Source organism: Pseudomonas sp. A1230 (genome assembly GCF_044218825.1).
Taxonomy (GTDB): Bacteria; Pseudomonadota; Gammaproteobacteria; order Pseudomonadales; family Pseudomonadaceae; genus Aquipseudomonas; species Aquipseudomonas iridis.
Window position 1 is genome coordinate 2,940,631 of the sequence record NZ_CP162582.1, and the last position, 11,640, is coordinate 2,952,270.

Here is an 11,640-nt window from a genome sequence, read left to right on the forward strand (position 1 = left end):
GCAAAAATATAAACCAAAGAGTCAGAAACATGGAAAAGCTGGATTTTGAAAGCTTTAAGCATTTCGAATCATGGATTGAAGAGCTTCAACTAAAACAGAAGCAAGCAAGCATGGAAACTGATTCGTACTTTACGCCACTTCTATTTCGTGGACATGCGGATGACAGCTGGCCTCTTCAAACCACACTTGAAAGAGAGTGCCCCAAAGTTACAACCATGAATGAATACCTTGGCGCCGCTGCTAGGATAAAGCATCAGGTGGAACTTTACTCAGGGAAAAGCTGGCCCCCTATTGTTGACAAGAGCGGAAGGTTGATAGAAGACGATACGAATCCGTACTTGAATGCTGGAATACCATCACTGGAATATCTTGTATACCTACGTCATCACGGCTTTCCATCCCCCCTTCTCGACTGGACAAGATCTCCATATATCGCCGCTCTCTTTGCATACTCAGGAGCAGATGAGAATAATGGAGATAAGGTAGCAATTTTTGTACAACAGCTTTTTAACGGAAATCTGGAGGATTACCTTCCTACTCCAGCTACTCAGATCTTTACCATTGGCCCCTACATGGATACTCACAGAAGACACTCAGTACAGCAGGCACAGTACACTTTATGTTTTAACAGAATAAAAACCCTGCTAGGACCGGACTACGAACTGCAATCACACGAAGAATATAGAAAGCGTTACCCCAAAAAACTATACAAAATAACACTACCAAAAAATGAAAAATACAAAGTACTTTCAAAACTTGACCAATTCAACTTAAACCTTCACTCACTTTATGGCAGCGAAGAAGCGCTCATGTCCACACTAGCACTTCGAGAATTTCATCTCAAATAAAAACCCGGCGAGAGCCGGGTTCTAATTTAATTACTTTTTCAACAAGACATCTAGAAAAAGGAGTATGTCATTTTTACTCACTTCGTCGAGCCGCCTGAATAGCTGCACTATCATCCGTTCACGTTCGCTTAGGTCCGTCAGTTCAATTACCGCTGACTGATTCCAATGCTGTTCGCTCTTCACCGACATGTATCACTCCATTTAACACATTCAGGTACCCGGCACCTGCATCGGTGCCGACCAAAGCACCCGGGGAGTGAGCGATTCTCAGCATGTTTCGGTGTGTCACCAGCCTACGAAAAGAAATCTTGTAAAAAGTTTAAGACGTCGGACATAGATCTATTGCCCGTTGCGAGATGCTGACGTGATCCATTTTCACAGACGGCACCCAGCGACTCGGTTTGGCCAGATCCCTGGCATCAGACCATCCTCGCTCGCTGGCGATTTTGAGCGCGCTGGCATTGAGCGCATAGAGAGTACCGTCCGATGTCCTCATCAATGCCTTGGGTGGGTTTGGCTCACACGACAGCTCTGCGCTCTCAACAGTGAACGGCCAGTTATCACCAAAGTCCTTGCTGCTGACCGTTTCAGTTTTGCTATCCGCCCCGCAGCCGGCCAAAGCTACAAACGTGCATATTCCGATTAGTGCCAACATCCCTTTAAGCATTTATTGCCCCTATTTTTTATTACTGAACGCGAGCATCAATCGCTTCACGGCCTCTTTGTCTTCGCTCAGAAGACCGCGCACGTTCAGCACCATTTCCAGCTCATCAATCGCAATAAGCTGATCCGAGACCGGTACGCGCCGGCCTGTCACCACGTAAAGCACATCGACACCAAGCTCTTCGACAGCAGCTAAGTACTTCGCATCCGGCGTACCGGTACCTTTCTCATAATTTATTTGGGTGGTTTTACCGACACCGCCAGCAGCACCTAAATCAGTCTGGCTGAGGCCTAGACGCGACCTTTCTTCCTTCAGCCGTTCACCGATGGTCATATTTTTTGAACCTCTAGCGTTGACAGGTTCAATTTACTGAACCAATATCATCAAACCATTACGCGAAATCACACGAATTTGAACTATGCACGCCACCTACGCACCCGAGCAAGCCTGCCAGGCCGCTAGAACGCGGCTGGAACGCAAAGGCATGTCCGTAAAGGACTTTGCCCTTCAGAACGATCTGCACCCCTCAACCGTTTACGCGGTGTTGAACGGCCAGAAGAAGTGCCTGCGGGGAGAAGCCCATCGCGCCGCAGTACTTCTCGGTATCAAAGACCGCGTGATTGAAAACTAAGCCTGTTGGCTCAGGGAGGAAACCAGAAGATGAAACGCCCAGTTCTAGCCAACAGGAAAGACGTAGTCAGCGCAGTGATCGGTGCTTACCAGGGAGGTCGCATTTACGCCGCTGCCGACTTGGGAATGCCACTCAAAAAGTTCGACAACCAGGCCTATGAAAACGCCGGCAGCCGACCGCTGAGTGACGACCACATTCATCGCCTCGAACAGGTAGCAGGAACAACCTTCCTGCCGGACTACATCGCAGCCAAATACGGCGGCATGTTTGTCCCGCTGACCGCGTCGGCGGACCTGGACAACGTCGAGTTGTACAACCGCTCAGTCAAAGCCGCCGCCAAGCGCGGGATGGTTGATCAGATCATTGCCAAAGCACTCGACGACGGTGTCATTGAGTCCTGCGAAGCCCAAGCAATCATCAACGCTCTGGTGCACTACATGTCCGCCCGCTACGCCGAAGTGCTGGCCACCATTCAACTGCACGGTCGGGGGATCGCTGGGTGAGTACATACAAACTGGTTTGCCCGCACTGCCTCGGCCGCATGCGTATCCGCACCAGCGAAGGCACACACATTTTCCTGCGCGTGGCCTACCTGCAATGCACCAACGAGGCTTGCGGCTGGTCGGTACGTGCCGAGTTCGAAATGACTCACGAAATGAGTCCCAGCGGCATGGCCAACCCATCAGTGCGCTTGCCCATCGCCGACATCGCCCTGCGCCGCGCCGCGATGAAAACCGCCAACGATCAACCCGACCTGCTCGACCAAATGGAAATGGAGTGTGCGCAATGAACCACGATCAGTTGACCCACGACTACCGCAGCAGCATGCAACGTGCCGCGTTCGCTTACCTGCAACGGCACGAAGCGCAGTACCTAGTGGACTCGGACCTACTCTATGAAAACTGCGTTCGCCACTTGGCCACGTCGCTGGAGGTGCCTGTCTTCATGGCGGAGCGACTGGTGCACAACGCCTGGACTGAATTGCAGGTGATCAATCAGCGCAAGTGGATCGGTGTGGACTGGGGCAACAGCCCCGGCTGCACGGTCGTGCACTTGATCGACACCCGTGCCGACCTGCGCTACCCGGTACCGGCGAGGCTGCTGCCGCAGACCCTGCTCGCCCAGCGCGATTGCGCGTACAAGCACCACCCTCTGTAACCCCTTTTTAAACACCCCGCCCTGCCCCGCTCCCCGTGGGTTTGGGTGAGCTTTGCCTGAAATCCGAGGTGGATTATGGAAATCGACATCGCCCTCACCGCAAAACTGCCCCGCGCACAGGCCGAAGCCTTGCTCCAGGCACTGCGCGCCCAGTACTCGATGCAGTTCAACGAGTACTGGTATGACGATCGCTTTCGCATGATCCCCGAGGGTTTACGGCACGGCTCGCTGCTGTCGGCCTTCCCGGTGATGGCCGCGCAAAAACGCCTGATTGGCGCCCTTAAACACAGTCTCGGCGAAGTGAAGTAAGCCCCGATGAACATGAAGCACGATCTGCGCGCCGACATCCTGAAACGCCTTGAATCCGACTACGGACTCAAGCACAAAGCCGGCAAATACATGCGCCAGGGCGAATGCCCGGCGTGCAAGAAAAAGGAGCTGTACGCCTTCCACGATGACCCATGGATGATCCGTTGCGGCCGGGGCAAGTGTGGCCAGACCTGGCACGTCAAAGAAATCTACGAAGACCTGTTCGAAGACTGGAGCAAGCGCGCCCCGGCCAGCGAGCAACACCCCAGCGCCACCGCCCGTGCCTATCTGGAATTTGCCCGGGGCTTTCGGCTCGATCTGATTCAAGGCTGGTTTACGCAGGAAACGTATTTCTCCGGCGAGCTGAATGCCGGCAGCGCGACGGTGCGCTTTGCGTTGGAGAAAGGTGGCTACTGGGAACGCCTGATCGACCGGCCGCAACGGTTCGGCAAGATGAAGGCGCGGTTCAAGCCCGGTGACAGCCCGCGTGGTTTTTGGTGGTGCCCGCCGTGTGTCGAGCTACTGGACGTCAAAGAGCTGTGGATTGTCGAGGGCATCTTCGACGCCATCGCCCTGGTGCATAACGGCATTGCGGCGGTGTCGGCGATGTCGTCGGCCTTCTTCCCTGAAGAGTCACTGAAAGAGCTGGCACGCCTGCGTGGCGGTAAATTGCCCAAGCTCATTTGGGCACTGGACAACGAACCCGGCGCGCACAAATACACCAAGCGTTGGGTGCGTCAGGCGCGCGCCCTGGGCTACGAGTGCGAAGCGGCGCAGATCCCGCAATCGGACAGCCGCAAAGTCGATTGGAACGATCTGCATCAGCGCTGGGCATTCATTGACGGTGAGAGCGAGCGTGCCGAGCAGATCGATAAGGATCTGGCCACGGCTCGCTATCACGGCTCCTTGCTGATCGCCGAAAGCGCCTCTGAGAAAGGCGTGCTGATGTACGAATGGCGTGAGCGCCACGAGTTTCACTTTGGCTTCGACAGCCGGCTCTACTGGTTCAAAATGGACCTGGAGAAATTCAACAAGGCCATGCAGGCGCTGGAATCCTCCGATCGCCACGAAGACCAGCTGCTGAACGAAAAGCAGCGTCGCGAAAAGGCCCTGCGCCAATGTGGTGGCGTGGTGGAAATCGCCAACTGCTACCCACAGGCGCTGTACTTCCAGCGCAACGAAGTCACCGACGAATCCTGGTACTACTTCCGCGTCGATTTCCCGCACGACAGCGGCAGCGTCAAGAACACCTTCACCGGTGGCCAGGTCGCCGCCGCCAGCGAGTTCAAGAAACGCCTGCTCAGCATGGCCGCCGGCGCCGTGTTCACCGGCAGCGGGCAGCAGCTCGACAAGATCATGAAGGATCAGCTGTTCGGCCTGAAAACGGTCGAGACCATCGACTTCATCGGCTACAGCAAACTACACGGCTGCTACGTGTTTGGCGATCTCGCGGTACGCGGCGGCATTGTCAGCGTGGTGAACAAGGAGGACTTTTTCGAGTTCGGCAAGCTGCGGCTCAAGACACTGCAGAAGTCGATCGCCATGCACATTCAGCGCGACAGCAAGCAGTACCGCACTGACTGGCTGCCGATGCTGTGGCTGTGCTTTGGCGCCAAAGGCATTGTCGCCCTGGCCTTTTGGTTTGGCTCACTGTTCGCCGAGCAGATCCGGGCGCAGTACAAATCCTTTCCGTTCCTTGAGGTCACCGGCGAGGCCGGTGCCGGCAAGACCACGCTGCTGACCTTCCTGTGGAAACTGCTCGGCCGTGAGCATGAAGGTTTTGACCCGTCGAAATCGACCCGCGCAGGCCGACAGCGTGCCATGGGCCAAGTCTCCAACATGCCGGTCGTACTGATCGAAGGCGACCGCAACGAGCCGGACAAGGCGCACGCCAAGGGCTTCGACTGGGACGAACTGAAGGACTTCTACGGCGGCGGCACGCTCGGCACCAAAGGCATGAAGACCAGCGGCAACGAGACGTACGAACCACCGTTTCGGGGCGCGATTGCGATCAGCCAGAACGCCGACGTCAGTGCGTCCGAAGCGATCCTGACCCGGATTATCAAATCGCACTTTGCACGCCCGGAAGTCACCACCGAGAGCCGTGCAGCGGCAGATAACCTGAACCTGATCCCGGTTGAACAGTTGAGCCACTTCCTGCTGCTGGCTGTGCGCGCCGAAGCCCAGGTGATGGCCAAGTTCGCCGAACGCGTGCTGGTTCATGAACAGCAACTGCGCCGGCTTAAAGAAATCCGCGTGGAACGGATCATCAAGAACCACAGCCAGTTAATGGCCCTGGTCGATTGCCTGCGCCTGGTGTGCCCGCTCGATGACAACCACGTCGCCACAACACATCAGGCATTGATGGTCATGGCGCTGGAGCGGCAAGCCGCGATCAGTGCCGACCACCCGCTGGTTGCCGAATTTTGGGAAGTCTACGAATACCTCGAAAGCCTGGGCGAAGGCCCGCAGGTCAACCACAGCACCGACCCGAAACTCATCGCGATCAACCTTAACGAGTTCGCCGAGAAGGCCAGCGAGCATCGGCAGAACCTCGCCGACCTCAAGACATTGCGCGGGCTGCTGGTCAACAGCCGCAGCCACAAATGGCTGGAATCCAACAAGGCCGTGTACAGCGCCGTGCGCGCTTCACAAGCCGCCGGCAACGCGATGTTCAACAAACCCACCACTGTGCGCTGCTGGATTTTTCAGAGCGCGTAAACAGCAACCAGCGCTGCAACGCTGGGCACGTTCCAATGGAGAAGCACCATGCAAATACAAGTCATCACCGGCGACGCCGGCACGGGCAAGACGACAAAGCTGAGATTGATCGAGGCTCAGCAACTGGCTGAAGGCAAACAGGCCGGGATCATTCATGCGGATGCGTATTCGCATCAAGGGCTGCTCGGAATCATGGAAGTGAGGTTAGAGCGCGGTGAGCGAACGCTGCTTGTCGATGACTGCTCGAGCAAACAGATCGAGGAGGTTTTGCAATGGCAGGAGGAGGCTGCTGGAAACGAGCAGCTTAAAGGCTTGGTGATTCACCTGGTACGCCAAGCGGGCTGACCAGCGAATTAATGTCGGAAAAAAGTGGTGTCGAGAGGACTGCAATCCCTCGACACCGACCACCCCAAGGGAGAAGCACCATGCAAGCACAAAACCCAAGTGGCAGCGGCACAGAGGCTATCACGAACAGCTTCAAGGTCGGCGATGACGTGAGTTATGTCGTCGGGCGCAGCACCGGCCACAGTGTCAGCTTCAGCGTGCGGGAAGGAAAAATCGCTGAAATATCGGCCGGTGTTGCCATCGTGAAATCCCGCAACGGGCGGCGCTCTACTCACCCACTGAACAAGCTCACGCACCAAGGCCAGCGGAATGCTCTCACCCGCGCATTACTTGGGGAGGTTTGAGCGTGGACGCCTCAACAACGAAACGCACGCGCCCGCTCATGGCGAGCCATCGGCTGGACCTGCCAAGCCGCTGCGATATTTGCGGTAAAGCTCGATCTACTCGAAAGCATCAAGCCTGTAGCCGGATCCGGCAACAGCGCAAGGCTGGCGAATGGGCCGAGCTGATGGCGGTGCGAGCTGAAGCAAAGAACAACAAACCTCGGCGCTACGCGCGCTGACTGGTTCAAAGAGCGAGCCACGGGGAGCTGCAACTCCCCATCGCCCCGCGAAGGAAAAGCACCATGCAAATGCCAAAACAAATAGAACCGATTGTTTCGCAACAGGACACCGCGCTATGACTGTTTTCCTGCTGCTGTACCTGTGCGCGGATGCGTCTCGGACGGATTGCCAAGTGTTTCCGACTCAACAATGGATTGGAGATACGGCTTACGAGCAATGCCTCGATGCTGTTCCCGGCCTGACCAAAGCCCTAACCGCTACCAACCGAGAGCGACACAGATTTGTCTGCGAGATACAGACAGCCGACGCAAAGCCGGCGGAAGAAATAGCCCGGCCGAGGTTCATTCATCAATCGTTTCGGATGTGAGGGGAGCATCATGAACACAGCTTTTATTCTGATGGCCCAGTACGACGGCCAGGCGATTATCCCGCTTGATCGGGTGTGCCGTGACTACTTCACACACCTGACGCCCGATATGTTCCAACGCAAGGTGTTGAATGGTCAGATCAAGATCCCCATCACCCGGCTTGAGCCGAGCCAGAAGTCCGCCAAAGGCGTTCACATCGGCGACCTGGCGGCTTACCTCGATCTCCAGCGCGCCGCCGCGGTAAAAGAAAACAACCAGCTCAACGGCTTAAAACCCGCCTATTGAGCCACTTCATTGATGCGGCGCCCAGTTGGACGGGTGCCCTCAATATCTTTTCGTGCCATTCCCACCGCACATACCGATCACCTTTACCGCGCAGGTGGGTGTAGCGTCGCAGCGAATTCCAGTCCCTGTGCCCCGACACACTCGCTACGCGTGGGATGTCCCAGTCCATTTCAAACAGGCGGCTGACACCCTCGTGGCGAAGGTCGTGAAAGTGCAGGTCAGCGATACCCAAAAACTTGCAAGCCTTCGCCCAGGAAGTGGAAATAGACTCGGGGCTGTACGGGAAAATATCGTCGCCGGCCTTTGGCATTGTCTGGAGTATCTGCCACGCCTCATCTGGCAAGTAACACCAGACGTCGTTGCCGATCTTCTGCCCGGGGCTCTTCATGTCCCGGACCAGGACTCGCTGGCCAGCCTCGTCTACGTCCGCCCAGCGAATGCGGGTGATTTCATCGAGACGGCGAGTTGAGAACAACGCGAAGCCGACGACCTTCAACATGTTGGTGACGCTTCGACGCCGCGCCTGCATGTCCTCATAGTGCGTCATGATTTTGCCCAACTCATCCAGTGTCGGACGCCGGTCCCGCTCGCGGCTCTTGAGGTTGTAGCCAAGTTTGCGCAGCACTCGCCGGGCACCGGCCATGGCCAGCGGATCGACCTGATAACCCCATGCGTCCCTGGCGATGGAAAGCACGGCGCCGAGATGCGCAAGATCATTGCCGGCGGTCTGCGCCTGGACGCCTCCCCCTTCGCTACTCATCCGCCACAGGGCGAAGTCCACCAGGCACTGCGTATTGATGTCGGTATCGTTGAGCTTGCCGAAGTAGCTGGCACTGATAGCCGTGAGCGTGGCCTTTTTGGTTTTACCAAGCGGCCGCGCCTTTTCGACTTCGCGCAGGTACTGATCAATCATCTCCTTAGCAGTGGCGCCCTTGCGGCTCGCCCGCTCGATCGCACCAGGCTCATCAAGTTCCGATTCACGCTTACGCGCCCACGCCTGCGCTGCCTGTTTCCGGGCGAAGGTCTGGCTCTCTTGGTAGACTTGCACTCCAGCACGCTTGATGCGGATCTGAGCGGTGTAGCTCACAGACCCATCCGCCAGTTTTCTTGCCCTGATAGCTGCCATATCGAAAAGTGGTACGCGTCGGTTTTGAAGTGGTACATCGTACCACCGAGACCTGAAAAACGCCTGAAAACGCCCAAAAACACGCCGAAAACACGTTGAGTAAAATGGTACAGAATCATAGCCTTAGCCCAGTAAAACCAATGCCTACGCTGTCTCGGCGGTTTAGTGTTGCACCCATGATGGATTGGACCGACCGCCATTGCCGTTTCTTCCTACGCCTCCTGTCGAAGAACGCTCTGCTCTACACCGAGATGGTCACCACCGGCGCGCTGCTAAACGGAGATCACGAACGTTTCCTCCGTCACAACGAAGCCGAACACCCGTTGGCCTTGCAGTTGGGCGGTAGCGTGCCACTCGATCTGGCCGCTTGCGCTCGCATGGCGCAGGAGCACGGTTACGACGAGGTGAATCTCAACGTCGGTTGCCCGAGCGATCGCGTGCAGAACAACATGATCGGCGCGTGCCTGATGGGTCATCCGCAGTTGGTGGCGGATTGTGTGAAGGCGATGCGAGATGCGGTGTCGATTCCGGTGACGGTGAAGCATCGGATCGGGATTAATGGACGGGACAGTTACGAGGAGCTGTGTGATTTCGTCGGGACGGTGCGGGATGCCGGGTGTACGAGTTTTACGGTGCATGCGCGGATTGCGATTCTGGAGGGGTTGTCGCCGAAGGAGAATCGCGACATTCCGCCATTGCGCTATAACGTTGCCGCGCAGCTGAAGTCAGATTTTCCGGAGTTGGAGATTGTGCTGAACGGCGGGATCAAGACGATGGAGGCCTGCCATGAGCATTTGCAGACTTTTGACGGTGTGATGCTGGGGCGTGAGGCTTATCACAATCCATATCTGCTGGCGGAGGTGGATCAGCAGTTGTTCGGCAGTTCGGCGCCGGTGATCAGCCGTGCGGAAGCATTGGCGCAGTTGCGACCTTATATAGCCGAGCATTTGCTGGCCGGTGGGTCGATGCATCACATCACGCGGCATGTGCTGGGCCTGGGCACCGGGTTTCCGGGGGCGCGCAAGTTTCGGCAACTGTTGTCGGTGGATATTCACAAGGCCAAGGATCCGTTGGCGTTGCTGGATCAGGCGGCGGAGTTGTTGGCGGGTCGTTGATCGACGCGTTGTATGTGCGGGCAACGAATGAGCGTTGCCCGGATTGTTGTTGTACTGACAGGATGTCTTTTGTTTATGCCCGCGTTTATTTTTTCTCGCTTGAAGCGTTACTGCCTGCTCGCCTTGTTTAGCTTCACCTCGAATGTTTATGCACATTGCGACGGGTTCTGCATGGGGAGCACCGATACGCCGTGGCAGGCCACGCAATTTTCCGGTTTCTCCATCCTTGTGCTGTTTCTCACACCTTTTTCTGCGACGAATAATACGACCGAAAACTTCAAACGTGTTTACTCCGCCGAGGAGCAGGAAGACGCGCGCTATTTCCTCGCCAGCGACGGCATGCTGCAAGCCGCGTATTTCACCTCGGCCTTGCAGCGTTTTCGTCGGGAATCCCCCGACAGCGAATTAAACGACCTCGCCGTCGCCGCGCTGATCAGCAGCCAGTAATCAGCCCGCCGCAGCCGCCGTCCAGTTCACCCAGCCAAACATCCACGTGGCCAGAATCAACAAGCCAAACGCGATCCGATACCAGGCGAACGCCGCATAGCTGTGGTTGGCGATGAACTTGAGCAAGCCGCGCACGGCGATCATGGCGAAGATGAATGCGGTGACGAAGCCCAAGGCGAAGACCGGCAGGTCGCTTTGCTGGAACAGGTCGCGGTATTTGTAGCCTGAGTACACGGCGGCACCGACCATGGTCGGCATGGCCAGGAAAAACGAGAACTCGGTGGCGGCTTTGCGCGACAGACCGAACAGCAGGCCGCCGATGATGGTAGATCCGGAACGCGAGGTGCCGGGAATCATCGCCAGACACTGTACGAAACCGACCTTAAGCGCGTCAGACCAGCGCATGTCATCGACATGCTCGACGCGAATCACATGGCTGCGCTGTTCGGCCCACAACATCACGATACCGCCGACAACCAAAGCGACGGCGACTGTGATCGGGTTAAACAAGTAGTGATGAATGGCGTCAGCGAAGAGAACACCCAGAACCACGGCCGGCAGAAAGGCGATCAACAGGTTGAGGGTGAATCGTTGCGCATTGCGCTCGGTCGGCAAGCCTTTGACGATTTCGATGATCTTCGGCCGGAATTCCCAGACCACGGCAAGAATGGCACCCAGTTGAATAATGATGTTGAACGCCATGGCGCGTTCACCGCCGAACTCCAGCAAGTCGGCAACGATAATCTGGTGGCCAGTACTGGAGATCGGCAAGAATTCGGTGAGGCCTTCTACTGCACCCAAAATCAACACCTGGAAAAAGGTCCAGAAATCCATTAATCCTCCGTCAGAGCGCTCTTGCTGAGCGACTGGTCGATAACACTCAGGGATTGAGTATCTTAAATAATACAAAGATCAAAAGATCGCAGCCTTCGGCAGCGCCTACAGGTGAATGCTTTCCAAATGTAGGCGCTGCCGAAGGCTGCGATCTTTTGCTCTTGTTGGCCGAGGAGATTACGTCTTATCAAAAGACACACTCAAGCCATGTTAATAAACGTCCGCG

The 11,640-nt window shown here is 56.3% G+C and carries 17 protein-coding genes; 13 read left to right on the top strand and 4 right to left on the bottom strand.

All coding sequences use genetic code 11. From position 1 onward, the window contains the following. The first annotated feature begins 29 nt into the window (after positions 1–29). On the top strand, positions 30–848 hold the full coding sequence (locus AB4P97_RS13820) for an FRG domain-containing protein (RefSeq protein WP_395602862.1): 819 nt from the start codon (positions 30–32) through the stop codon (positions 846–848). 319 nt (positions 849–1,167) lie between these two features. Here AB4P97_RS13820 and AB4P97_RS13825 read toward each other — a convergent pair whose 3' ends face one another. Both AB4P97_RS13825 and AB4P97_RS13830 read right to left on the bottom strand, forming a co-directional pair. After that, the gene (locus AB4P97_RS13825; protein ID WP_395602863.1) at positions 1,168–1,515 is read right to left on the bottom strand and encodes a DUF2511 domain-containing protein; all 348 of its coding nucleotides are present in this window, start codon (positions 1,513–1,515) and stop codon (positions 1,168–1,170) included. A 9-nt stretch (positions 1,516–1,524) separates the two neighbouring features. After that, positions 1,525–1,845 (bottom strand): helix-turn-helix domain-containing protein, encoded by a 321-nt coding sequence (locus AB4P97_RS13830; protein ID WP_395602864.1) that lies wholly within the window; start codon positions 1,843–1,845, stop codon positions 1,525–1,527. Positions 1,846–1,930: 85 nt separating this feature from the next. On the opposite strand from AB4P97_RS13830, the gene AB4P97_RS13835 reads away from it, so the two are divergent. From AB4P97_RS13835 to AB4P97_RS13880, 10 genes are all read left to right on the top strand, one after another. Continuing rightward, positions 1,931–2,143, top strand: a complete 213-nt coding sequence (locus AB4P97_RS13835; protein ID WP_227972709.1) for a DNA-binding protein — start codon at positions 1,931–1,933, stop codon at positions 2,141–2,143. A gap of 29 nt (positions 2,144–2,172) precedes the next feature. Beyond that, complete coding sequence (locus AB4P97_RS13840; protein WP_150694801.1) at positions 2,173–2,646, top strand: YmfL family putative regulatory protein; 474 nt, start codon at positions 2,173–2,175, stop codon at positions 2,644–2,646. Next, the gene (locus AB4P97_RS13845; protein WP_038979812.1) at positions 2,643–2,933 is read left to right on the top strand and encodes an ogr/Delta-like zinc finger family protein; all 291 of its coding nucleotides are present in this window, start codon (positions 2,643–2,645) and stop codon (positions 2,931–2,933) included. The genes AB4P97_RS13840 and AB4P97_RS13845 overlap by 4 nt, the downstream gene beginning before the upstream one ends. Beyond that, positions 2,930–3,301: a hypothetical protein gene (locus AB4P97_RS13850; RefSeq protein ID WP_395602865.1), complete on the top strand. Its 372-nt coding sequence runs from the start codon at positions 2,930–2,932 to the stop codon at positions 3,299–3,301. Before AB4P97_RS13845 ends, AB4P97_RS13850 begins: the two co-directional genes overlap by 4 nt. A 75-nt stretch (positions 3,302–3,376) precedes the next feature. Beyond that, positions 3,377–3,610, top strand: coding sequence for a hypothetical protein (locus AB4P97_RS13855; RefSeq protein WP_395602866.1), 234 nt, complete (start codon positions 3,377–3,379; stop codon positions 3,608–3,610). A gap of 6 nt (positions 3,611–3,616) precedes the next feature. Beyond that, positions 3,617–6,331 carry a bifunctional DNA primase/helicase gene (locus tag AB4P97_RS13860; RefSeq protein WP_395602867.1) on the top strand — a complete coding sequence of 905 codons (2,715 nt, stop codon included), beginning with the start codon at positions 3,617–3,619 and terminating at the stop codon, positions 6,329–6,331. 48 nt (positions 6,332–6,379) lie between these two features. Beyond that, positions 6,380–6,676, top strand: coding sequence for a hypothetical protein (locus AB4P97_RS13865; protein WP_395602868.1), 297 nt, complete (start codon positions 6,380–6,382; stop codon positions 6,674–6,676). Between the two features lie 80 nt (positions 6,677–6,756). Further along, positions 6,757–7,020 carry a hypothetical protein gene (locus AB4P97_RS13870; RefSeq protein WP_395602869.1) on the top strand — a complete coding sequence of 88 codons (264 nt, stop codon included), beginning with the start codon at positions 6,757–6,759 and terminating at the stop codon, positions 7,018–7,020. 38 nt (positions 7,021–7,058) lie between these two features. After that, complete coding sequence (locus AB4P97_RS13875; protein WP_395602945.1) at positions 7,059–7,238, top strand: hypothetical protein; 180 nt, start codon at positions 7,059–7,061, stop codon at positions 7,236–7,238. A 378-nt stretch (positions 7,239–7,616) separates the two neighbouring features. Continuing rightward, a complete protein-coding gene (locus tag AB4P97_RS13880) occupies positions 7,617–7,892 on the top strand; it encodes a pyocin activator PrtN family protein (protein WP_395602870.1) in 276 nt (91 codons plus the stop codon). On the opposite strand, the gene AB4P97_RS13885 is transcribed toward AB4P97_RS13880, so the two are convergent. Next, positions 7,867–9,018 (bottom strand): tyrosine-type recombinase/integrase, encoded by a 1,152-nt coding sequence (locus AB4P97_RS13885; RefSeq protein WP_395602871.1) that lies wholly within the window; start codon positions 9,016–9,018, stop codon positions 7,867–7,869. The two genes, AB4P97_RS13880 and AB4P97_RS13885, sit on opposite strands and share 26 nt — an antisense overlap. A 140-nt stretch (positions 9,019–9,158) precedes the next feature. On the opposite strand from AB4P97_RS13885, the gene dusA reads away from it, so the two are divergent. Beyond that, complete coding sequence (dusA, locus tag AB4P97_RS13890; RefSeq protein WP_395602872.1) at positions 9,159–10,133, top strand: tRNA dihydrouridine(20/20a) synthase DusA; 975 nt, start codon at positions 9,159–9,161, stop codon at positions 10,131–10,133. A gap of 27 nt (positions 10,134–10,160) precedes the next feature. Continuing rightward, on the top strand, positions 10,161–10,580 hold the full coding sequence (locus AB4P97_RS13895; RefSeq protein ID WP_395602873.1) for a DUF2388 domain-containing protein: 420 nt from the start codon (positions 10,161–10,163) through the stop codon (positions 10,578–10,580). Here the strand turns inward: AB4P97_RS13895 and AB4P97_RS13900 are convergent, their stop codons facing one another. Further along, the gene (locus AB4P97_RS13900) at positions 10,581–11,414 is read right to left on the bottom strand and encodes an undecaprenyl-diphosphate phosphatase (RefSeq protein ID WP_395602874.1); all 834 of its coding nucleotides are present in this window, start codon (positions 11,412–11,414) and stop codon (positions 10,581–10,583) included. Positions 11,415–11,640 lie beyond the last annotated feature (226 nt).

Bases quoted from the DNA above. Each gene is read 5' to 3' on its own strand.
- AB4P97_RS13820 (WP_395602862.1), top strand. From the start codon at position 30: ATGGAAAAGCTGGATTTTGAAAGCTTTAAGCATTTCGAATCATGGATT.
- AB4P97_RS13825 (WP_395602863.1), bottom strand. From the start codon at position 1,515: ATGCTTAAAGGGATGTTGGCACTAATCGGAATATGCACGTTTGTAGCT.
- AB4P97_RS13830 (WP_395602864.1), bottom strand. From the start codon at position 1,845: ATGACCATCGGTGAACGGCTGAAGGAAGAAAGGTCGCGTCTAGGCCTC.
- AB4P97_RS13835 (WP_227972709.1), top strand. From the start codon at position 1,931: ATGCACGCCACCTACGCACCCGAGCAAGCCTGCCAGGCCGCTAGAACG.
- AB4P97_RS13840 (WP_150694801.1), top strand. From the start codon at position 2,173: ATGAAACGCCCAGTTCTAGCCAACAGGAAAGACGTAGTCAGCGCAGTG.
- AB4P97_RS13850 (WP_395602865.1), top strand. From the start codon at position 2,930: ATGAACCACGATCAGTTGACCCACGACTACCGCAGCAGCATGCAACGT.
- AB4P97_RS13855 (WP_395602866.1), top strand. From the start codon at position 3,377: ATGGAAATCGACATCGCCCTCACCGCAAAACTGCCCCGCGCACAGGCC.
- AB4P97_RS13860 (WP_395602867.1), top strand. From the start codon at position 3,617: ATGAACATGAAGCACGATCTGCGCGCCGACATCCTGAAACGCCTTGAA.
- AB4P97_RS13865 (WP_395602868.1), top strand. From the start codon at position 6,380: ATGCAAATACAAGTCATCACCGGCGACGCCGGCACGGGCAAGACGACA.
- AB4P97_RS13870 (WP_395602869.1), top strand. From the start codon at position 6,757: ATGCAAGCACAAAACCCAAGTGGCAGCGGCACAGAGGCTATCACGAAC.
- AB4P97_RS13875 (WP_395602945.1), top strand. From the start codon at position 7,059: ATGGCGAGCCATCGGCTGGACCTGCCAAGCCGCTGCGATATTTGCGGT.
- AB4P97_RS13880 (WP_395602870.1), top strand. From the start codon at position 7,617: ATGAACACAGCTTTTATTCTGATGGCCCAGTACGACGGCCAGGCGATT.
- AB4P97_RS13885 (WP_395602871.1), bottom strand. From the start codon at position 9,018: ATGGCAGCTATCAGGGCAAGAAAACTGGCGGATGGGTCTGTGAGCTAC.
- dusA (WP_395602872.1), top strand. From the start codon at position 9,159: ATGCCTACGCTGTCTCGGCGGTTTAGTGTTGCACCCATGATGGATTGG.
- AB4P97_RS13895 (WP_395602873.1), top strand. From the start codon at position 10,161: ATGAGCGTTGCCCGGATTGTTGTTGTACTGACAGGATGTCTTTTGTTT.
- AB4P97_RS13900 (WP_395602874.1), bottom strand. From the start codon at position 11,414: ATGGATTTCTGGACCTTTTTCCAGGTGTTGATTTTGGGTGCAGTAGAA.